A 19085-nucleotide genomic window follows, 5' to 3' on the forward strand; every position below is an offset into this window, starting at 1 on the left:
CGTCGAACACCGGCGAGTAAGTAATAGGCATTTCGTGGACCCACTTGTGCATCGCATCTGTAATGCACGAAACTCTAAGGCGTACGGCAGGAGCCGGGATGTCGAGGGCGAAGGACCGAAGATGCGCCGCGAGGAGAGGGACCTGATCGGTGTGCGGGAGATCGGGGAGGACGTCTACTGGGGCATTCACACGCTGCGCGCGCTGGAGAACTTCCCCCTCACGGGCCTGCCGCTCTCCGTGCATCCCGAGCTCGTCGCGGCGCTCGCCGCGGTGAAGGAGGCGGCCGCCCTCGCTCACCTCGACCTCGGCACCCTTCCCGAGGAGAGGGCGCGTGCCGTGGTGGCCGCCTGCCGGGAGATCAGGGCGGGCCGGCTGCTGGACCAGTTCGTCGTCGACGTCCTCCAGGGCGGGGCGGGCACGTCGGCGAACATGAACGCCAACGAGGTCATCGCCAACCGCGCCCTGGAGCTCCTGGGGCACGCGCGCGGCAGCTACGAGCACCTGCACCCGCACGACGACGTGAACCGTTCCCAGAGCACCAACGACGTGTACCCCACCGCCGTCAAGCTCGCGCTCCACTCCGCCACGGGACACCTGCTGGACGGGATGACCGTGTTGGGCAACGCCTTCGTCGAGCGGGGCGGGGCGTTCGCGAAGACGGTCAAGCTCGGCCGCACGCAGCTGCAGGACGCGGTGCCCATGACGCTGGGCCAGGAGTTCGACGCCTTCGCCCTCACCGTGCGGGACGACGCCGACTTCGTCCGCCTGGCCGCCGATTCCCTGCTGGAGGTCAATCTGGGGGGAACGGCGATCGGCACCGGCCTCAACGCGGACGAGGGCTTCGCCGATCTCGCCGTGCACCACCTCCGCACCGTCTCGGCCGCCCGGGTCCGAGCCGCCCGCGACCTGGTCGAGAGCACTCAGGGCGTGGGCGCCTTCCTCCGCCTCTCGGGAGCCCTGAGGCAGTTCGCCCTGCGCCTGTCCAAGGTGTGCAACGACCTCCGGCTGCTGGCGTCCGGCCCCGGGGCGGGGCTCGGCGAGATACGGCTGCCGGAGCTGCAGGCGGGGTCGAGCATCATGCCGGGAAAGGTCAACCCGGTGCTGCCCGAGGCCGTCAACCAGGTCTGCTTCGACGTGGTCGGAGCGGATGCCGCCGTCGCCGCGGCGGCCCAGGCGGGCCAGCTCCAGCTGAACGCCTTCGAGCCCTTGATGGCCCACCACCTGCTCAACTCCGTCAACCGCCTCGACGCGGCCTGCCGCCTGCTGGCCGCGCGCTGCGTCGTCGGCATCGAGGCCGACGAGGAACGCCTGCGCGGCCTGGTGGAGAAGAGCGCCGGTCTGGCGACCGCGCTCAACCCCGTGATCGGGTACCAGCGGGCCACGTCCCTGGCGCGCGAGTGCCGCAAGACGGGCGTTCCCGTGCGGGAGTTGGCGGTGCGCGACGGGGTCCTCCCGGAGGAGGGGCTCGACCTTCTGCTCGACCCCCTGCGTCTTGCGCGGCCCAGGTGAGGCACCGGGAACGGGGCCGTCCTGCCGGCGGGCGGTGCGGCCGCGCAGGACGCGGGGGGCTCAGCTCTTCGTCACGGTGCAGGTGTACGTCGCCGAACCGGAGCCGCTGTAGGCCTCCAGGTCGAGGTAGTAGGTGCCCGTACCGGCAGCGGTGCGGGTGAAGGACAGGGACTCGTCCGTGCCGGCGCCGTTGTTGACGGAGCGCTCCAGGGTGCTTCCGTTCGCGTCGAGCCAGTAGAGGTCGGCGTCGTAGGCGGAGGGCACGGCGCAGTTCACGGAGACGGTCTGCCCGGCGCCGACGGACAGCTTGAAGTAGTCGCGGTCGGCGCTCGACTTCATGCCGCCGGTCAGGGAGGCGGGGGAGGCGAGCCCGCTCGCGTCGTCGGCCGTGTCCCGGGTGTCGTTCGGCTCGCTCTCGGCGAGCGCGGTCCCGGCGCCCTGGCTGCCGCAGTCGGTGACGGGGGTGCCGCTGTAGAGGTTCGGGTCGGCGACGCCGTTGGTGACGCTCCGCAGGTAGTAGCCGCACGTCGGGCGGTTCTTGAAGTCGAAGGTCGAGCCGGGCGTCAGGCGCCAGACCTTGAAGCCGGAGTAGGTGAGCGGCTTCCTGTCGACGGCCTGCTCGGGCTGGTGGTCGGCGAGGACGACGTACGCGTCCTTGCCGTACTGGGTGGCCATGCCGTTGCGGTCGAGGAAGAGGGAGCCGCCCCCCTCCTCGACGCCCACGCCCCAGGCGGCACCGCCGGGCGCGAGGCCGTCCTTGACCGATCGGGCCAGGAACGCCATGGTCCGGCCCATGCGGTCCCGGGTGACGAAGTGCGAGTCGTTGACGACTGCCCCGTAGTTCGGCCACTCGAACATGCCGGTGGTGAAGCTGATGGACCGGTCGTAGGGGTTGGCGAGCGCCTCGGCGCTGGTGACGCTGCCGTTGCACGCGTCGTAGACGATGGGGCTGTTGATGTGGTGCCCCGCGCTGCCGCCGCCCGATCCGCCGCCCTTGGCGACCACCGACTCCACGGACGCCTCCAGCGCGGTCCCCTTCCAGGAGGCGTAGCGGCACTGGTCGCCGCCGGCGAAGTAGACGAACTCGGCGTTGCGGACGTCGGTGTTGACCTGGCTGTTGTTGCCGTCGGCCGCTGTCGTCAGCGTCCACGTCGTACACGAGTTGACCCCGGGGAGCCCGGTGATCGCGTCGCACTCGGGGGTCTTGCTGCCCGAGGTCGGCGCCGAGCCCGCCAGGACGACCACGTCGAGGGCTCCGGTCCCGCCGCGGATCTCGTCGATGGCCCGGGTCATCGAGGCGGGGACGACGCCGCCGGCGCCGTTCATGGTGAAGGCCGGCCCGTTCCACGCGCTTCGGCCGACGTCGGCCGTGTTGCCCAGTCTGATCCTGTCGGCCGCGGCATGGGCGGGCTGATACGCCGTCAGCACGGAGGCCATCGCGGTGAGGACGACGGCCGCCGAGGCGAACCTGGGTGAACGGAGTGGCATCTGCGCTCCAGGGAGAAGAGGGGGATCGATTCCGCGGCGCCCCACCGAGGGGGCGACCGGTTGGTAGCGGAACATACAAGTAACGCGGCGCGACAGGAAGATGTAAGGCCACTTCGCGTTTCCCTGATCGTGCAGCCCGCGAAAATACCTGTTCAAAGCGGTCATAACGGCACCCTTGACCCCTCAATGGGCCGCGTTACGTGAACGTAACGCGAAGTACATCTAGTCAAGGTGCCTCGCCATATGTAACTTCTCTGCTGTGCCTGGCGGCCGGATTCCGTCGGCAGAAAACCACCGAGAGGTTCCACGCGATGAACGCTCCTATCGCCCGCCCCGCAGCGGCCGCCGCTGCCGCGGCGATCATGCTCGCCTCCCTGTCCGCCTGTGCGGGCGACGACACCGCGGCCCCGTCCGGCAAGGTCGCCGTCGCCGGTGTGGAGGTCGTCAAGGACCAGAAGCTGCACGAGCTGCTCCCCGAGAAGATCAAGAAGGCCGGCGAGGTGCGCGTGGCGACGGACGTCCCGTACCCGCCCTTCGAGATGTACGTGAAGGAGGGCGGGAGCGCGCTGACCGGGCTGGACTACGACCTCGGCCAGGCGCTCGGCGCCAAGCTGGGCGTGACCTTCGCCTTCGCCCCGCAGAAGTTCGACGGGATCGTCCCGGCCATCCAGGCGGGCAAGTTCGACGCGGCCATGTCCGCCATCACCGACAACAAGGACCGGCAGAAGGTCGTCGACTTCGTCGACTACTCCCAGTCCGGCTCCGGCATCCTCGTCGGCGACGGCAACCCCGCCAAGATCGGGACTCTGGACGACCTGTGCGGCCGCCAGGTCGCCGTCCAGGCCGCCACCAACCAGCTCGACCTGCTCAAGTCCCACCAGGCCGCCTGCGCCAAGGCCGGCAAGGCGAAGATCGACATCCAGACCTTCCCCAAGGACTCCGACGCCCAGCTCGCCCTGCGCTCGGGCAAGGTCGTCGCCCAGGTGCTGACCAAGCCCGCCGCCGGCTGGGTCGCCAAGACCGCCGACGCCGGCAAGGCCTTCGACCTGGTCGAGGACCCCGCCGCGCCCGGCGGCTACAACGCCTCGCCCAACGGCATCGCGATCAGCAAGCAACTGCCCGAGCTGACGGACGCCGTGCAGAAGGCCCTGCAGGCCCTCATCGACGACGGCACCGTCGTCAAGATCTTCAACAAGTACGGCGTCGCTTCGATCGCGTCGAAGGAAGCCACCAAGAACGCGTCGGTGGACTGAGCATGATCGACATCAAGTCTCCCGCCCACGACACCCCCACCGGTACGACGAGCACGCCCGACCTGGAAATCGTTCCCGTCCGCAACTACGGGCGCTGGATCGCCGCGGTCGCCTCCCTGCTCGCCCTCGTCGGACTGGTCGGGTCACTGGCGAAGAACGACAACCTCCACTGGGACGTCGTCGGCGAGTACCTCTTCGCCGACCTCATCTTCGACGGTCTGGCCACCACGCTCTGGCTGACCGCCGCCGCCATGCTCCTCGGGCTGGCGCTCGGCACGCTGATCGCCGTCATGCGGCTCTCCGCCAGCCCCGTGCTGTACGGACTCGCCAACGCCTTCGTCTGGGTCTTCCGCGGCACCCCCCTGCTCGTCCAGATCATCTTCTGGGGATACGCCGCGGCGCTCTACAAGTACGTGAAGATAGGCATCCCCTTCACCGACGTCACCTTCTTCCAGGCCGAGACGAACAGCCTGCTGACACCGGCGATCGCGGCCCTGCTCGCCCTCGGCCTCAACGAGGCCGCCTACGCCTCCGAGATCGTCCGCGCCGGCATCCAGTCCGTCGACCCCGGCCAGGCCGAGGCCGCGCACTCGCTGGGCATGCGGCCCGCGCTCACCATGCGCCGGATCGTGCTCCCCCAGGCGATGCGCGTGATCATCCCGCCGATGGGCAACGAGACCATCAACATGCTCAAGATGACGGCGCTGGTCTCGGTCATCTCCGCCCACGACCTGATGTCCAACATCCAGGACGTCTACGCCCAGAACTACCAGGTCATCCCCATGCTGGTGGTGGCCAGCATCTGGTACCTCGCCCTCGTCACCCTCCTCAGCCTGCCCCAGGCATGGCTGGAGCGGCGCTACGGACGCGGCACCGCCCGCGCCGGACACGTCTCCCCGCTCCGGCGCCTCCTCGGCGGAACCGTGGAACGGCTCGGCAAGAACAGCAAGGAGCAGAACCGATGAGCACCCCCATGGTGCGCGCCGAAGGCGTACGCAAGCACTTCGGGAAGCTGGAGGTCCTCAAGGGGATCGACCTCACCGTGGAACGCGGCCAGGTGTGCTGCCTCCTCGGCCCCTCCGGCTCGGGCAAGTCCACGTTCCTGCGCTGCATCAACCACCTGGAGAAGATCGACGGAGGGCGGCTCTCCGTCGACGGACAGCTCGTCGGCTACCGCCAGCAGGGCGACAGACTCCACGAACTGCGCGAGCGCGAGGTCGCCGAACGCCGGCGGGACATCGGCATGGTCTTCCAGCGGTTCAACCTGTTCCCGCACATGACCGCCGTCGAGAACGTCATGGAAGCCCCCGTGAAGGTCGCGTCGGTCGCCCGGGGCGAGGCCCGTGAGCGGGCGCAGGAGCTGTTGGCGCGGGTCGGACTCGGCGACCGCGCCCACCACTACCCCGCCCAGCTGTCCGGTGGCCAGCAGCAGCGCGTGGCGATCGCCCGCGCGCTGGCCATGCGGCCCAAGCTGATGCTCTTCGACGAGCCGACCTCCGCCCTCGACCCCGAGCTCGTCGGCGACGTCCTGGACGTCATGCGCCAGCTCGCCGCCGACGGCATGACCATGGTCGTCGTCACCCACGAGATCGGCTTCGCCCGCGAGGTCGGCGACACCGCGGTCTTCATGGACGAGGGCGTCGTCGTGGAGGCGGGCGACCCCCGCACGGTGCTCGTCGACCCGGAGCAGGAGCGCACCCGCGCCTTCCTGTCCAAGGTCCTGTGAGCGCCCCCACCCGCCGGCAGCACCGGTACGGGCACTTCCTCGACCTCGCCCGGGAGCGCCGCCCCGACTACCTGCGCGACCTGGAGCAGCTGGTCTCCGTCGACTCCGGTTCCTACAGCGCCGAAGGCGTCGACCGGGTCGCCGACTGGGTCGAGCGCCGACTGCAGCGGATCGGCTTCGAGGTCGAACGCGTCGGCTTCCCGGCCGCCGCCGACGGACGCCGGACCGGCGACGCCCTCATCGGGCGCAGACGCGGCGGCCTTCCCGAGGCGGAGGGCGGCCGCAGGATCCTCCTCGCCGGCCACATGGACACCGTCTTCGAGGACGGCACCGCTGCCGCCCGCCCCTTCCGGGTCGAGGGCTCCACGGCGTACGGGCCCGGGGTCAGCGACGACAAGGGCGGTCTGCTCGCGGGGCTCACCGCCCTGGAGATCCTCGGGGAGTGCGGCGCGGACTCCTACGCCGAGCTGGTCTTCCTCGCGACCCCCGACGAGGAGATCGGCTCCCCGGCCAGCCGCCCCCTGATCGAGAGCACCGCCAGGGACGTGCACTACGGTCTCGGCCTCGAATGCGCCCGGGAGAACGGGGACCTGGTCATCGCGCGCAAGGGCGTCGCGGACTTCCGCCTCACCGTCACCGGGCGAGCCGCGCACGCCGGCATCGAACCCGAGCGCGGAGCCAACGCCGCCCTCGCCGCCGCCCATCTGACCGTCGCCCTGCAGGCCCTCAACGGCCACTGGGACGACGTGACGGTCAACGTCGGGGTGGTCAGGGCCGGCACCCGCGCCAACATCGTCTGCCCCGACGCCGAGCTCCGCGTCGAGGTGCGCGCCGCCACGACGGCCGACATCCAGCGCGTCACCCGCGCCATCCAGGACGCCGCCGCCCATCCGGGCGTCCCGGGCGTCACCGTGGCGGTGGAGCAGCTCGACCTGTGTCCGCCGATGGAGGACACCCCCGCCTCCCGGCGCATGTTCGACCACGCGCGCCGCGCGGCGCACGCGGCCGGCATCGAGCTCGGTGCCGCGGCGACCGGCGGAGTCGGGGACGCCAACCTCATCGCGGGAACCGGAGTTCCGGTCCTGGACGGCCTGGGCCCGGTGGGAGGCGCCGACCACACGCCCCAGGAATGGCTCGACACCACGAGCGTCCCGCAGCGCGTCGCCATGCTCGCCGACCTCATCGTCGCCCTCGGCGCCGCCGGCACCACCTGAACCCCCTCGACGCACCGGCGGAGGGAAGCTCCGCTTCCCTCCGCCCGCGCACTCGGCGACCACGCCGGACCGACCCGGGCCCGCACCGGTACGCCGGACACACGGGCCCGCCCCCCTCTCCCGCCCTCGGAGGCACCCATGCGCGTTCCTTCCGCTCCGGCCGCCCGCCGCACCGTCCTCGCCGGCGGCCTCGCCCTGGCCCTCCTCACCGCGGCACCGCCCGCGACCGCCGACTCCCCGCCGGCCCCGAACCGGGCCGGGTCCCTCGTGCTCGTCGGCGGAGCACTGAAGGAGAACAACACCCAGGTCTACGGGGAGATCATCAAGCGGGCCGGCGGGCCGCGGGCCCGCATCGGCGTCATCACCGCCGCCTCCGTGCCCGAGAGCCAGGACCCCCACGCCGGCGATCCCGCCCTGTGCAGCAACTCCGCCTGCAACGGCGCCTACTACGCCGACCTCTTCAAGCGGCACGGCGCCGCGGACGCCCAGTGGATCCCCGTCGACCTCGACCACGTGGCCGAGGCCGACTCGGACGCCGTCGTCGCCCAGGTCGAGTCCATGACCGGCTTCTTCTTCGGCGGCGGCGACCAGTACCGCTACCTCACCACCCTGATGCGCGGGGACGCGCACCAGGACTCCAAGGTCCTCGCCGCCATCCGCGCCAAGCTCGCCCACGGGGCCGTGGTCTCCGGTTCCTCCGCGGGCGCCCAGATCGCCTCCGGCCCCGACATGGTCAGCGGCGGCGAGTCCTACGAGTCGCTCCGGGACGGCAGCGCACCCGGCTACTTCGACGACCCCGCCCGCCTCGGATACATCCCCCAGGGAGGATTCGGCTTCCTGCGCTCCGGACTCGTCGACACCCACACCGGGGCCTACGGCCGCGAAGGCCGGGCGCTGCGCCTCGCCTCCGACACCGGCCACGACCGCGTCTACGCCCTGGAGGAGAACACCGCCCTGGTCGTCGACCGGCCCGGCAGCAGCCGTGAGCACATCACGGTCCTCGGCCCGAACGGCGTCGCCGTCCTCGACCTGCGGGACGCCCGCGCACACGACTCCGCGCACGGCTGGTCCCTCCACCGGGCCCGGTACAGCTACCTCACCGACGGAGACCAGTACGACGCCCGCTCGTGGACACCGCGCGTCCGCCCGGGCAAGCGGCCTCTGGTCCCCGCCGCCACGACCCCCGTGCCGGCCAACACCGACGTCTTCTTCTCGGCCGCCAACCCGGACGGCACCCCCTACTCCTTCCGCACCACCGCCCGCGCCCTCGCGTCGACCCGGGCGCAGAACACCGCCACCGCGACGACCTTCGAGACCGGACCGCGGTTCACCGTGACCTTCGCCAAGGCACGCGGCTTCGCCGCCTTCACCGAGGACGGCACCAGCGCCCGGACCCTGATCGACCTGCGGATCGACATCGCCCCGCGGTGATCGGGCGGGCGGCGGAGCCGGCACCTCGGGTCGGCCGGCTCCGCCGCGTCCGACCCCCTCCCAAAAAAAGAGCGAACCCCCGTACGCAAGACAGCTTCCGGCCCACGCGTCCGGCAAGGCGACGTCGGCATGCGCCTCTCCGGGATCCGCGGGCCGGTCCTCCCCTCAGCGAAAGGCCGCCCCATGACGGTTCACCCCCGCCCCACGGTCGTCTCCGTCGCCCTCCTGGCGCTCCTCGTCCCGGGATGCGGCACCGGCCACGAGACCCCGCCGCCCGCCCGGTCCCGGACGGCCGGCCCCGTGACCGTCCTGCCGGGCCTCACGATCAGGCCGAACCCCGAGTTCTCCGCCCTGCTGCCCGAGGACATCCGTGCGGAAGGTGTCGTCCGCGTCGCCACCGACGTCCCCTACCCGCCCTTCGAGATGTACACCGGGCCGGGGAGCAGCCGGATCACCGGAATCGACTACGACCTCGGCCAGGCGATAGGGGCCCGCCTCGGGGTCAGGTTCGAGTTCACGCCGCAGAAGTTCGACGGGATCCTGCCCGCGGTGCAGGCGGGGAAGTTCGACGCCGTCATGTCGGCCATGACGGACAAGAAGTCCAGACAGCGGTCCGTGGACTTCGTCGACTACCTCAACGCGGGCCCCGGCTGGCTCGTCAGGAAGGGCAACCCGGAGAACATCAGGGTCGTGACGGACGTGTGCGGAAAGCCCGTCGGAGTGCAGACGGGCACCAACCACCAGAAGCTCCTTCAGCAGCGCCAGCAGCTCTGCAAGGCGAAGAACCTCGCGCCCATCCGGATCCTCGCGTTCTCGAAGGACTCCGAGGCCCAGCTGGCCCTCAGAAGCGGCAAGGTCGTCGCCGACTACCTGGACGAGGTCACCGCCGCGTACGTCGCCTCCCAGGCTGACGGCGGCACGGCCTTCGCCACGGTGACGGGACGCGAGGCGGTGGGAGAGTACAGCGCCTCCCCGATGGGGATCGGCTTGGCCAAGGACCGCCCGGGCCTGAAGGAAGCCGTCCAGGCGGCCCTCCAGTCCCTCATGGACGACGGCTCCTACCGCAGGATCCTCACGAAGTACAAGGTCCCCGGCATCGGGATCGAGCGGGCCACCGTCAACGGGGCCCTCGACTGAGCCCGACTGAGGGGTTCGCTCACAGCAGGCCGGTGCGCCGGGCGATCCCCTCCGCCTCCTTCATCCGCTCGTGGCCGTCGCCGCCGATGCGGTCGAGGACCTCGCCGACGAGCGCCTCGACGACCGCCATCGCGGGTGTCAGGCTGTCGTAGGGGGAGTCCGAGGACACCTGGGTGATGAGGACGACGTCCGCATGGGCTGCGGCGGGCGAGAGCCAGGGGTCGGTGAACACGATGACCTTGCCGCCGCGCTCCCGGGCCAGTTCGGCGATGAGCGTCTTGTCGGCCTCGTAACGCCGGTAGTCGAAGAGCACGGTGACGTCGCGTCGGGTCAGCTGGGTGAGGAACGAGGTCCGCTCCACGTCCTTGTGCGGCAGGAGGCTCACCTGGTCGCGGAACTGCATCAGGTGCAGGCCCAGGTACTCGGCCAGGAGGTGCGTGAACCTTCCTCCCCCCAGGTGCACCCGGCGTCTGGGATCGCCGAGGAGGCTCACCGCCACCGCGAACTCGTGCTGGGCCACCTCGTCGAAGGTCCGGGCGACCGCCTGCTGCACCAGGGCCGAACGCTCGCCGAGCGGGGTGGCCACCGAGCTCGGCCCGGCCGTCGTCTCCCGCTCCGCCGTCTCGGCGGCCGCGTAGAGCGTGATCGGCGAGGCGTTGCGGGCGTCGAGCTCCGAGCGCAGCGCCGCCTGCAGATCGGGGAATCCCCTGTAGCCCAGCCGCGACGCGCACCGCAGCACGGTGGGCGCCGAAACGCCGGCCCGCTCCGCGATCGTGGCGACCGTCTCGAAGACCGCGGCGGGGTAGCCGGCCAGCAGGACACGCGCGACCTTGCGTTCGGCGGGGCTCAGCTCTCCGAGCCGACTGCGGATCTCGTCGGCCAGCGTGGGGCTCATGGACTTCCCTTCGGCTGCGGGAGCCACCGAGTGCCCGCGCACCGTCCTGCAGACCGCGCCCCTGGGCCTCCCGCGTTTCACTTCATGGAGTTTCAGGGGGCAAATGTATCGCCTATTACGGGATCTGGACAGCCTGAGGAGAGCCGACCAGCAGGCCTCTCCGGGCCCTGCCGTGGGAGCACGGAAACGGGCATAGGGTGACGGCCATGGATATGCGAGCGGTCATCGAGGACCTGGTAGAGGAAGCCGAACGACAGATCCGCGAGCAGACGTGGGCCCCGGAACCCGCCGACCGTATCGTCGCCGCCAAGGCCGCCGCCGACCTGGGCGCTGCCGTCGGCCCCCCGGAGGCCCAGCAGGCCCTGTCCGCGGTCGACCGGCTGGCACACCTGCGTGAGGCGCTCGCCGATCTGGCCATCGCCCTCGCCCAGATCCACGGTCGTCTCGCCTGGTTCATCGGCGCGGCCACCACGGCGCTCACACCGATCCTGCACTGGCGCGCCCTGCCCACCGAGGACGGTCCCACCTTCGGCACCGTCCGCCCGACCCGTGATCAGTACGCGGAGGCAGAGGACGCGATCCGCCGGCTCCAGAGCACCCTCGCCGACATCAGCACCGTCTGACCTCGGCGACGCCCCGGCGTCCTGCGCGCCGCGGGCGGACCGGGCCCGCCGCGCCCGGACGGTCAGAGGCCCCCGGGATACTCCCCGTCCTCGCGGCACAGGGCGCGGGCCAGGCTCCGGTAGAAGAGGAGGACGCCGGGCTCCTTGGGGGACAGGTGACCCCGCTCGCCGAAACGGGACATGGCACCCCGCTGGACGGCCTCCAGGCCGCGCCGGTCCTCCCCGTTGATCACGGCGGCATAGGCCTCGGCCTCCTTCCTGACCGTGTCGCGGTCCTGGTGCTCCACCATGGACGCGGGCATCAGGATCCCGCCCCTGACCAGCGTGCGGTCGAGGGAAGCGGGGATCAGGCTCAGCCAGACGACCATGTCCCCGGAGGCGGCCAGACTCCCCGAGGGAAAGACGAAGAAGCCGTACAGATGGGCCCGTTCCTCCTCGGTGAGGTCGAGGACCCCCGGCTCCAGCGGGGCCGCGTACCTGACCCGCATGCTGTCGGCCCACGGCGAGTCCGCGCGGACCCGGGTCGGTGCACCGCCCGGCGTGGTCGGCTGCAGGGTCTCCGGGTGGAAGCCCATGACGTGGTAGTTCTCGTGCGCGTTCTCGACGGCGACCTTCCAGTTGCAGCGCCACTCCTCGGTCCAGGAGGCGACCTGGGTCAGCTCCGGCAGCCGGTAGTTCACCAGGTCCTCGCCGATCCGGCGCAGATGCGGTGCCAGGGGCTCGGCCGAGGCGTCGAGGTTGACGAAGACGAAACCCCGCCACTCCTCCACCGCGAACCCGGGCAGCCGGCAGGCCGACGGGTCGAAGGCAGGGTTCCGCTTCATGTGGGTGGCGCCGACGAGCCGCCCGTCGAGCCCGTACCGCCACAGGTGGTACGGGCAGGTGAACACGTCCGTGCGGCCGGAACCCTCCTCCACCACCGGCATCAACCGGTGCCGGCACACCGTCGACAGACCGCGCAGCACCCCGTCCTCGCCGCGCACCACGACCACCGGCTCACCCGCCACCGACAGCGCCACGTACGCACCGGGGTCCGCCAGCTCGTCCACGTGCGCCACCAGCACCCACGAGCGGCCGAACACCCGCTCCCGCTCCCGCTCCCACAGCTCCGGCGAGGTGAAGGCCGCGGGCGGCAGGCTCAACGCCGCCGCATCCGGCCCCAGATACCGCTCAAGCTCCGCCACGATCTCCCGGACGTCCACGTCGGCCCTCCCTCGGTTCGGTCCGGCCGAGGGTGCTCGCGGGCACTCGTGAACCCCTCGCCGCCCGGTCGACACCCGGGCCGCCCCGCCTCCACCCGTCCTGGCCGCTTCCTCCACCGCGCCCGCGGACGATCCGACCATGTACGGCGCTGACCTCACCGAGATCCACGAACTGATCCACGAGAGCCGCGGCAAGGACTACCGGGCCGAGGCACGGGAGCTCACCCGGCACGTCCGCCGGCTGCGGCCCGGAGCCGACTCGCTGCTCGACGTCGCCTGCGGCACCGGCGCGCACCTGCGCCACTTCGCCGGCCTGTACGAGCGGGTCGCCGGCCTGGAGCTGTCCGAGCCGATGGTCCGCGCCGCGCGCCGCTCCCTGCCGGACGTGCCCGTCCACCTCGGCGACATGCGCGGCTTCGAGCTCGACGCCCGCTTCGACGTCGTCACGTGCATGTTCGGATCCATCGGATACGCCACCGACGAGGGCGAACTCCACGCCACCCTCGCCGCGTTCGCGCGGCACCTGACACCCGGGGGAGTGGTGGCCGTCGACCCCTGGTGGTTCCCCGAGACCTACCTCGACGGCTACGTCTCCGGGGACGTCACCACCCTCGCGGGCCGGACCGTGGCCCGCGTCTCGCACTCCGCCCGGGACGGGGACGCCTGCCGGATGGACGTCCACTACGTGGTGGCCGACGCCGGCGCGGGCGCCCGGCACTTCAGCGAGACCCACCGCATCTCCCTGTTCGCCCGCACGACCTACGAGGCCGCGTTCAGGGCGGCCGGTCTCACCGTCGCGTACGTCCCCGGACCGCACTCCGGCCGGGGGCTCTTCCTCGGCACCGCCGCGTGACGCCCCCGACGCGCCCCGACGACGAACCGACCCACGACTCCCGGCTGGAGGCCGCATGCGCGTCCTGTTCCTGACCTCTCCCGGCCTCGGCCACCTCTTCCCGACCATTCCCCTCGCCCAGGCCTTCCGCGCCGCCGGACACCGGGTCAGATACGCCACCGGCGGCCTCAGCCTGGCCGCCGCCGATGCGGGGTTCGACGTCGTCGACGTCACGCCCGGCCTCGACTACCTGCCCGTCTACCTGCCCCGGGAGCCCGGGGCCGACGGCGCCCCGGTCGACCACCCGATGTTCGCCGAGGACCCCGACGACGCCGAACTCGCCACCCTCTTCGCCCGGGTCTCCGGGGTCATGGTGGACGGTGCCCTGGCGGCGGCCCGGCAGTGGTCGCCCGACCTCGTCGTCGCCCCGCCCCTCCAGGGCGCCGGCCGACTGGTCGCCGCCGCGCTCCGGGTACCCCTGATCGAGCCCCGCCTCGGCTCGTACGACAGCGGCGCCCGCCTGCGCAGCCTGCTCCGCGCCGGGATGGCACCGCACTGGGACCGCCACGGCGTCTCCGGCGAACCCGCCGAGACCATCCCCCTCACCACCCTCCCCGACAGCCTCACCGCCCTGCTCCCCGAGGACCGGCGCACGCCCCTCGCCCGGCCACTGCGCCACGTGCCCTACAACGGCGGGTCCGTGCTCCCCGCGTGGCTGGCCGAACCCCCGGGCTCGCGGCGCATCGCCGTCACCCTCGGCACCATCGAGGCCCAGTGGGGCGGACTCGCGATCCTGGAACCCCTCATGGAGGCGGCCCGGGGTGTGGAGGCCGAGTTCGTGGTCACCCTCGGCGGCGGCGACCCCGCGCTGCTCGGCGACGCCCCGCCCAACGTCCGCCTCGTCGACTGGGCCCCGCTCGACCTCCTCCTGCACGGCTGCGACGCGATCATCCACCACGGCGGCAGCGGCACCATGCTCACGGCCGCCGCCGCGGGACTCCCGCAGTGCGTCATCCCGCGCGGCTCCTACCAGCAGACCGGGGCGGACCTGCTGCCCGCCCGCGGCATCGGGATCGTGGCCGAGGCGAAGGACCTCGGCGCCGCCCAGTGCCTGACCCTGCTCGACGACGAGAGCCTCCGCGAGAACGCCCGCCAGGTCAGGGACGAACTGCGCGCGATGCCCACCCCCGCCGAGACGGCCGCCCGGCTCGTCGCGGCCGTCGGGTGAACCGCCCCCCCCACGAGCCAGGAAAGACGAACAGATGCTGACGACCGCCTGTCTGACGGAGCACGGCCACCCCGACGAGGAAGCCCTCCGCCACTACCACGACCAGGGCTTCGTCCACTTCCGGGCGGTGCTCTCCCCCGAAGAGGTGGCCGGCTACCGGGCCGCCGCCGAGGAACTCCTCGACAAGGAGGGCCCCGAGACCTGGGGCGCCTCCGATGCGGAGACCCAGGTCCACTACGTCGAGGCCGCCTGGCTCAAGCACCCCGCACTGCGCCGCCTGGCCCTGCACCCCGTGGTCACCCGGGCCGCCGAGAGCCTGGCCGGCGGGCCGCTGCGCCTCTACGGCACCGACGTCCTCAAGAAGGACCCCCACGTCCACCTGCCCACCGTCGTCCACGACGACGAACCGGGCCTGCCGCTCGCCGGACTGACCCGCGCCCTCACCGTGTGGATCCCCCTCGTGGACGTGCCCGCCGACCGGGGCTCCCTCGTCTACCTCCCCGGCTCGCACCGCCGCCCGCCCGAGCACCGCCAGATCCATCTGGCCGGGTTCCGGGACTACCGGCCGATGGAGGAGGTCTGGCCGGACTTCCCGTTCAGCCCCAGGGTGGCCGTCCCGATGCGCGCCGGCGACATCGTCTTCCACGACTTCCGCACCGTGCACATGGCCGGGGCCAACACGGACGGCGAACGCCGGCTCGCCTTCGCCGCCGTCTACATGGACTCCGACGCCACCTACCGCCCCGGCGTCCAGGACCATCCGGTCGCCCATCTGCAGCCGGGCGCCCCGGTCGACGGAGACCGGTTCCCCCTCATCGCCCCCGAAGCCGGAGCCGACGCGTGACCACGCCCCGGACGGACCCGGAGAACAGGGCGGACCCGGAAGGCCCGGCGGACCCGGCGGACCCGGCGGAGCTCGCGGAGCTGGGGGAGCGGCTCCAGCGCGCGTACGGGACGCTGTGGCTGCACCGGCTCAAGGGCGACCCGTACGCCGCCCTCCTCTGCGACGTCGACGAGGACCCGGGACCGCTGCGGGAGCGCGTCCGGGCCGCCGGGCCCCTGTGGCGCTCCGGCCCCGGGCCCTGGGTCACCGCGGACCCGGCCGTCGGCGCCGCCCTGCTCGCCCACCCCGGGACCCGGCACGAGCCCGTCCTCCCCGGCGAGGCCTCCCGGCCGCCCACGGCTCCCCTGCCCGTCCCCGACCTCGACCCCCTGTGCGTCCGCCTGCTCGACGCGGCGGGACCCGAGTTCGACCTGGTCGCCGACGTGGCCGAACCCCTGGCGGCGGCCGCCCTCGCCCGGGCCTGCGCCATCCCGGAGGCCGAGCACGGGCGTTTCGCCCAGGCCCTCGCGGACTGCGGGACCGCCCTGGACGCGCTGGTGTGCCCGCAGCGGTTCGCGACCGCCCGCCGCACCGGCCCCGCCCTCGACGTGCTGCGCTCCCTCCTCCGCGCCGTCCCCGGCGCCCCGGACCCGGCCACGGTCGTGACCGGCGCCCGCACCGGCGCCGACCTCGTCGCCCGTACCGTCCTCGGAGCCCGGCTGCCCCTGCCGCGCGGCGAGGCGGCCGCCGCGGTCGACCGGGCCCTCGACGCCGAGCCGCCGGTGCGGATCGCCCCGCTGGCCGCCCACGCCGACATCGAGCTCGCGGGCGCCCGGATCGCGCCCGGCGAACGGCTCGCGGTGCTGCTCGACGACGGCCCAGGCGCGGCCGGTCCGCCCGTGCTGCGGGCCACGGCACCGCTCCGCCGCGCGATGGCGGAGAGCCTCCTCGCGGCCGTGGCGGACCGGTACGCCGCACTGAACCCCGCCGCCCCGGCGGTACGCCGCCCCCGGGCGCCGCTGACCCGGGGCCCCGCCCGGGTCCCCCTGCGGGCGACCGCCGCCCCGGGCACGAGGAGGACGGGAGAGCGATGAGGGTCCTGTTCAGCTCCCTGGAAGGCAGCCACTTCCAACTGCTCGCCCCACTGGCCTGGGCCCTGCGCACCGCGGGACACGAGGTGCGCGCCGCCTGCGTCCCCGACGTGGTCGAGACCGTCACCCGGACGGGCATCACGGCCGTCCCCCTCGACAGCCCGCCCTGGTACGAAGGGCTCGAGGACTTCCACAAGGAGGCCATCGCCCACTTCGGCACGGCCGACCAGAACCCCGGGCGGGCCTCCGAAGCGGGCCCGGACCCGGGCCGGGACGACAGCTGGGCGGACCAGCTCGGCTACGAGAGCGTCATCGTCCCCGCCCTCAACTCCCGCCTCAACTCCGACCGGTTGATCGACGAACTCGTCGCCTACGCCCGCCACTGGCAGCCCGACCTGGTCATCTGGGAGACGCTCTGCCTGGCCGGGCCCGTCGCGGCGCTCACCGTCGGCGCCGCGCACGCCCGCCTGGTCTCCGGACCGGAACTCGCCATGCAACTCGGCACCCGACGCGCCTTCCTGCGGCTCGCCGCCGAACAGCCGCCCGAGCACCGCGAGGACCCCACCGCCGAATGGCTCGACCGGACCCTGGAACGCCTCGGCGCCGAAGCCCGCTTCGACGAGTCCGTGCTCACCGGCCAGTGGACCGTCGACACCCGCCCGGCGAGCCTCCGCGAGGACCTGGGCCTGACCGTCGTGCCCGCCCGCTACATCCCCTACAACGGGCGCTCGGCCGTGCCCCGCTGGCTGCGTGAGCCGCCGGCCCGGCCCCGGGTCTGCCTCACCCTCGGCGTGAGCATCGACAGCGGCTACGGCTTGTGGGACCTCGACACGGTCCTCACCGGCATGCTGGACGCCCTCGCCGGACTGGACGTCGAGGTCGTCGCCGCCCTCTCCGAACGGCAGCGCGCCCACCTGCCGCCGCTCCCCGACACCGTACGGGTCGTGGACCACGTGCCCCTGCACGACCTGCTGCCCACCTGCGCGGCCGTCGTGCACCACGGCGGCTACCAGACCAAGGCCACCGCGGAGTTCCACGGCGTCCCCCAGGTCCTCCTCACCGGCTGGGAGTGGGTCACCGAATCCATGGGCGCCGCCTACGAGAAGCAGGGCAACCTCCTCGCCCTGCCGCTGCGCGAGTTCACCCCCGACCGCTTCCGCGAGAAGGTCGCCACGGTGCTGGGGGACCCGTCGTACACCGCGCACGCCCGGCGGCTGCGGCGGGAGACCGAGGAGATGCCGACGCCCAACGAGGCCGTCGCCGCCATCGAACGGCTCACGGCCCTGCACCGGAAGGAACGGCGAGGAGCATGACGCTCACGGAGATCCTGGCGGAGCTGGAACGCTACCTGGACGACGACGCCCCCCAGCTGAGCCTCCCCCCGGCGGCCTTCACCTCACCGGAGCTGTGGGAGGCGGAAGCGGACCTGGTCCTCGCCCGGTCCTGGCTGCTCGCCGCCCACACGGACCAGCTGGCCGAGCCCGGCGCGAGCGTGACCCTCGCCCCGGCCGGCCGGCCCCTCACGGTCACCCGGGGCCCGGACGGCGCCCTGCGCGCCCGGTCCGCCCTCGGCCCGCACCGGCCGACGCCGGCGGTGGAGGAGTGGCGGGGCCTCGTCTTCCTCAACCCGGACGGGACCGCCGAGCCGCTGGCCCCGCACCTGCGGCGGACCGGCGAGGAGCTCACCGCCTACCGGCTGCCCGAGATGACGCAGGTCGCCTCCTGGACCGAGGAGTGGCGGTGCAACTGGAAGGTCGCGGTGCAGAACGCCCACGAGAACTACCACGCCATGGGTCTCCACCCCACCACGGTGGCGCTCATCACCCCGCCCGGCGGCGCCATGGAGGTGCGGACCGAGACCCGCTGGGTCACCCGGCTGCTCAGCCCGTTCCGCGAACCCCTCGCCGCCACGGCGCTGCCGCTCGACGCCGACCAGCGGGCGACCATGTACAACTGCGCCGTCTTCCCCTGCGGCAGCCTCGCCGCCTTCGGCGACTCCGTCGTCTGGATCACGATGATCCCGCTGGCCGTCGACCGGGTCGAGGTCCGCGGCGGGGTGCTGATGCACCCCGCCGCTCTGGCCGGCCTGGACCGGGCGGCCCTCGACGAGCAGTTCGCCGAGGTCGCGGCCGGCGCCGAGGTGGTCAACCGGGAGGACCGCGAAGGCATGGAGGCGGTCCAGCGGGTGGCCGGCTCCCGCTTCGCCGCCCGCGGGCACCTCTCGCCGAAGGAACCCGGGGTGACGGCCTTCTACCGCGCCCTCGCCCGGGCGCTCACGGCCTCCTGACCGCCGCCCCACCCGCCTGCCGCTCGAACGCCGTCGGGTCGAAGCCGCCGACCTCCGCCAGGGGGATCACCTCGAAGCGGAGGTGCGGGCTGAGCGGGTTCCCGTACAGCAGCGTGTTCAGCTCCTCGTGCGAGGCGACCTCGTAGATGAGCAGGCCGCCCGAGGCGCCGACCCTGATCCAGTTGTGCCGGATGATCCCCTTGTCCACCAAACCCCTGATGTAGCCGAACCCTTCGGGCAGTCGCCGCCTGAACTCGTCGGCGGGGATACCGGTCGGGGACTGGGTCGCCAGCACGGCGAACAGCGCCATCGTGCCTCCAACGTCGTGGATGTCGAGGCCCGAGT

18 protein-coding genes are annotated in these 19085 nt (G+C 72.7%); 14 read left to right on the forward strand and 4 right to left on the reverse strand.

Features of this window, described 5'->3' with window-relative positions; translation table 11 throughout:
• Positions 1–121: 121 nt before the first annotated feature.
• Positions 122–1510, forward strand: coding sequence for an aspartate ammonia-lyase (locus ACH414_RS02465; protein ID WP_398940608.1), 1389 nt, complete (start codon positions 122–124; stop codon positions 1508–1510).
• Between the two features lie 60 nt (positions 1511–1570).
• On the opposite strand, the gene ACH414_RS02470 is transcribed toward ACH414_RS02465, so the two are convergent.
• Entirely contained in the window at positions 1571–2998 is a 1428-nt protein-coding gene (locus tag ACH414_RS02470; protein ID WP_382534671.1) for a pre-peptidase C-terminal domain-containing protein, read from the reverse strand.
• Positions 2999–3309: 311 nt separating this feature from the next.
• Between ACH414_RS02470 and ACH414_RS02475 the strand changes: the two genes are divergently transcribed.
• The 6 genes from ACH414_RS02475 (at position 3310) to ACH414_RS02500 (ending at position 9759) form a co-directional block, all read left to right on the forward strand.
• A complete protein-coding gene (locus tag ACH414_RS02475; protein ID WP_382534673.1) occupies positions 3310–4251 on the forward strand; it encodes an ABC transporter substrate-binding protein in 942 nt (313 codons plus the stop codon).
• A 2-nt stretch (positions 4252–4253) separates the two neighbouring features.
• Positions 4254–5216, forward strand: coding sequence for an amino acid ABC transporter permease (locus ACH414_RS02480; protein ID WP_398940609.1), 963 nt, complete (start codon positions 4254–4256; stop codon positions 5214–5216).
• On the forward strand, positions 5213–5977 hold the full coding sequence (locus tag ACH414_RS02485; protein ID WP_382534677.1) for an amino acid ABC transporter ATP-binding protein: 765 nt from the start codon (positions 5213–5215) through the stop codon (positions 5975–5977). The genes ACH414_RS02480 and ACH414_RS02485 overlap by 4 nt, the downstream gene beginning before the upstream one ends.
• Complete coding sequence (locus ACH414_RS02490; protein WP_398940610.1) at positions 5974–7191, forward strand: M20 family metallopeptidase; 1218 nt, start codon at positions 5974–5976, stop codon at positions 7189–7191. Before ACH414_RS02485 ends, ACH414_RS02490 begins: the two co-directional genes overlap by 4 nt.
• Before the next feature lie 138 nt (positions 7192–7329).
• Positions 7330–8622: a cyanophycinase gene (locus ACH414_RS02495; protein WP_386562158.1), complete on the forward strand. Its 1293-nt coding sequence runs from the start codon at positions 7330–7332 to the stop codon at positions 8620–8622.
• Between the two features lie 183 nt (positions 8623–8805).
• Positions 8806–9759, forward strand: coding sequence for an ABC transporter substrate-binding protein (locus ACH414_RS02500; RefSeq protein WP_382534683.1), 954 nt, complete (start codon positions 8806–8808; stop codon positions 9757–9759).
• Positions 9760–9778: 19 nt separating this feature from the next.
• Here the strand turns inward: ACH414_RS02500 and ACH414_RS02505 are convergent, their stop codons facing one another.
• On the reverse strand, positions 9779–10654 hold the full coding sequence (locus ACH414_RS02505) for a MurR/RpiR family transcriptional regulator (RefSeq protein ID WP_398940611.1): 876 nt from the start codon (positions 10652–10654) through the stop codon (positions 9779–9781).
• Between the two features lie 206 nt (positions 10655–10860).
• Here ACH414_RS02505 and ACH414_RS02510 point away from each other — a divergent pair, with 206 nt between their 5' ends.
• A complete protein-coding gene (locus tag ACH414_RS02510) occupies positions 10861–11277 on the forward strand; it encodes a hypothetical protein (RefSeq protein ID WP_398940612.1) in 417 nt (138 codons plus the stop codon).
• Positions 11278–11339: 62 nt separating this feature from the next.
• On the opposite strand, the gene ACH414_RS02515 is transcribed toward ACH414_RS02510, so the two are convergent.
• On the reverse strand, positions 11340–12479 hold the full coding sequence (locus ACH414_RS02515; protein WP_398940613.1) for an SRPBCC family protein: 1140 nt from the start codon (positions 12477–12479) through the stop codon (positions 11340–11342).
• 139 nt (positions 12480–12618) lie between these two features.
• Between ACH414_RS02515 and ACH414_RS02520 the strand changes: the two genes are divergently transcribed.
• Genes ACH414_RS02520 through ACH414_RS02545 form a run of 6 tightly spaced genes read left to right on the forward strand, consistent with a single transcriptional unit; the run spans position 12619 to position 18740 of the window.
• Positions 12619–13332, forward strand: coding sequence for a class I SAM-dependent DNA methyltransferase (locus ACH414_RS02520; protein WP_382534691.1), 714 nt, complete (start codon positions 12619–12621; stop codon positions 13330–13332).
• Positions 13333–13387: 55 nt separating this feature from the next.
• Positions 13388–14539, forward strand: coding sequence for a nucleotide disphospho-sugar-binding domain-containing protein (locus tag ACH414_RS02525; protein WP_398940614.1), 1152 nt, complete (start codon positions 13388–13390; stop codon positions 14537–14539).
• A 34-nt stretch (positions 14540–14573) separates the two neighbouring features.
• Positions 14574–15383: a phytanoyl-CoA dioxygenase family protein gene (locus tag ACH414_RS02530; protein ID WP_398940615.1), complete on the forward strand. Its 810-nt coding sequence runs from the start codon at positions 14574–14576 to the stop codon at positions 15381–15383.
• Positions 15380–16456 carry a hypothetical protein gene (locus tag ACH414_RS02535; RefSeq protein WP_391768196.1) on the forward strand — a complete coding sequence of 359 codons (1077 nt, stop codon included), beginning with the start codon at positions 15380–15382 and terminating at the stop codon, positions 16454–16456. Before ACH414_RS02530 ends, ACH414_RS02535 begins: the two co-directional genes overlap by 4 nt.
• Complete coding sequence (locus tag ACH414_RS02540; RefSeq protein WP_398940616.1) at positions 16453–17766, forward strand: activator-dependent family glycosyltransferase; 1314 nt, start codon at positions 16453–16455, stop codon at positions 17764–17766. Before ACH414_RS02535 ends, ACH414_RS02540 begins: the two co-directional genes overlap by 4 nt.
• Positions 17763–18740 (forward strand): SRPBCC family protein, encoded by a 978-nt coding sequence (locus ACH414_RS02545; protein WP_398940617.1) that lies wholly within the window; start codon positions 17763–17765, stop codon positions 18738–18740. The genes ACH414_RS02540 and ACH414_RS02545 overlap by 4 nt, the downstream gene beginning before the upstream one ends.
• Here the strand turns inward: ACH414_RS02545 and ACH414_RS02550 are convergent.
• Complete coding sequence (locus ACH414_RS02550; RefSeq protein WP_382534702.1) at positions 18727–19050, reverse strand: muconolactone Delta-isomerase family protein; 324 nt, start codon at positions 19048–19050, stop codon at positions 18727–18729. The two genes, ACH414_RS02545 and ACH414_RS02550, sit on opposite strands and share 14 nt — an antisense overlap.
• Positions 19051–19085: the final 35 nt, after the last annotated feature.

This window comes from Streptomyces sp. NPDC020422, from assembly GCF_044386705.1.
Lineage (GTDB): Bacteria > Actinomycetota > Actinomycetes > Streptomycetales > Streptomycetaceae > Streptomyces.

Coding starts and splice junctions, on each gene's coding strand:
- ACH414_RS02465 (WP_398940608.1), top strand. CDS start 122: ATGCGCCGCGAGGAGAGGGACCTGATCGGTGTGCGGGAGATCGGGGAG.
- ACH414_RS02470 (WP_382534671.1), bottom strand. CDS start 2,998: ATGCCACTCCGTTCACCCAGGTTCGCCTCGGCGGCCGTCGTCCTCACC.
- ACH414_RS02475 (WP_382534673.1), top strand. CDS start 3,310: ATGAACGCTCCTATCGCCCGCCCCGCAGCGGCCGCCGCTGCCGCGGCG.
- ACH414_RS02480 (WP_398940609.1), top strand. CDS start 4,254: ATGATCGACATCAAGTCTCCCGCCCACGACACCCCCACCGGTACGACG.
- ACH414_RS02485 (WP_382534677.1), top strand. CDS start 5,213: ATGAGCACCCCCATGGTGCGCGCCGAAGGCGTACGCAAGCACTTCGGG.
- ACH414_RS02495 (WP_386562158.1), top strand. CDS start 7,330: ATGCGCGTTCCTTCCGCTCCGGCCGCCCGCCGCACCGTCCTCGCCGGC.
- ACH414_RS02500 (WP_382534683.1), top strand. CDS start 8,806: ATGACGGTTCACCCCCGCCCCACGGTCGTCTCCGTCGCCCTCCTGGCG.
- ACH414_RS02505 (WP_398940611.1), bottom strand. CDS start 10,654: ATGAGCCCCACGCTGGCCGACGAGATCCGCAGTCGGCTCGGAGAGCTG.
- ACH414_RS02510 (WP_398940612.1), top strand. CDS start 10,861: ATGGATATGCGAGCGGTCATCGAGGACCTGGTAGAGGAAGCCGAACGA.
- ACH414_RS02520 (WP_382534691.1), top strand. CDS start 12,619: ATGTACGGCGCTGACCTCACCGAGATCCACGAACTGATCCACGAGAGC.
- ACH414_RS02525 (WP_398940614.1), top strand. CDS start 13,388: ATGCGCGTCCTGTTCCTGACCTCTCCCGGCCTCGGCCACCTCTTCCCG.
- ACH414_RS02530 (WP_398940615.1), top strand. CDS start 14,574: ATGCTGACGACCGCCTGTCTGACGGAGCACGGCCACCCCGACGAGGAA.
- ACH414_RS02540 (WP_398940616.1), top strand. CDS start 16,453: ATGAGGGTCCTGTTCAGCTCCCTGGAAGGCAGCCACTTCCAACTGCTC.
- ACH414_RS02545 (WP_398940617.1), top strand. CDS start 17,763: ATGACGCTCACGGAGATCCTGGCGGAGCTGGAACGCTACCTGGACGAC.
- ACH414_RS02550 (WP_382534702.1), bottom strand. CDS start 19,050: ATGGCGCTGTTCGCCGTGCTGGCGACCCAGTCCCCGACCGGTATCCCC.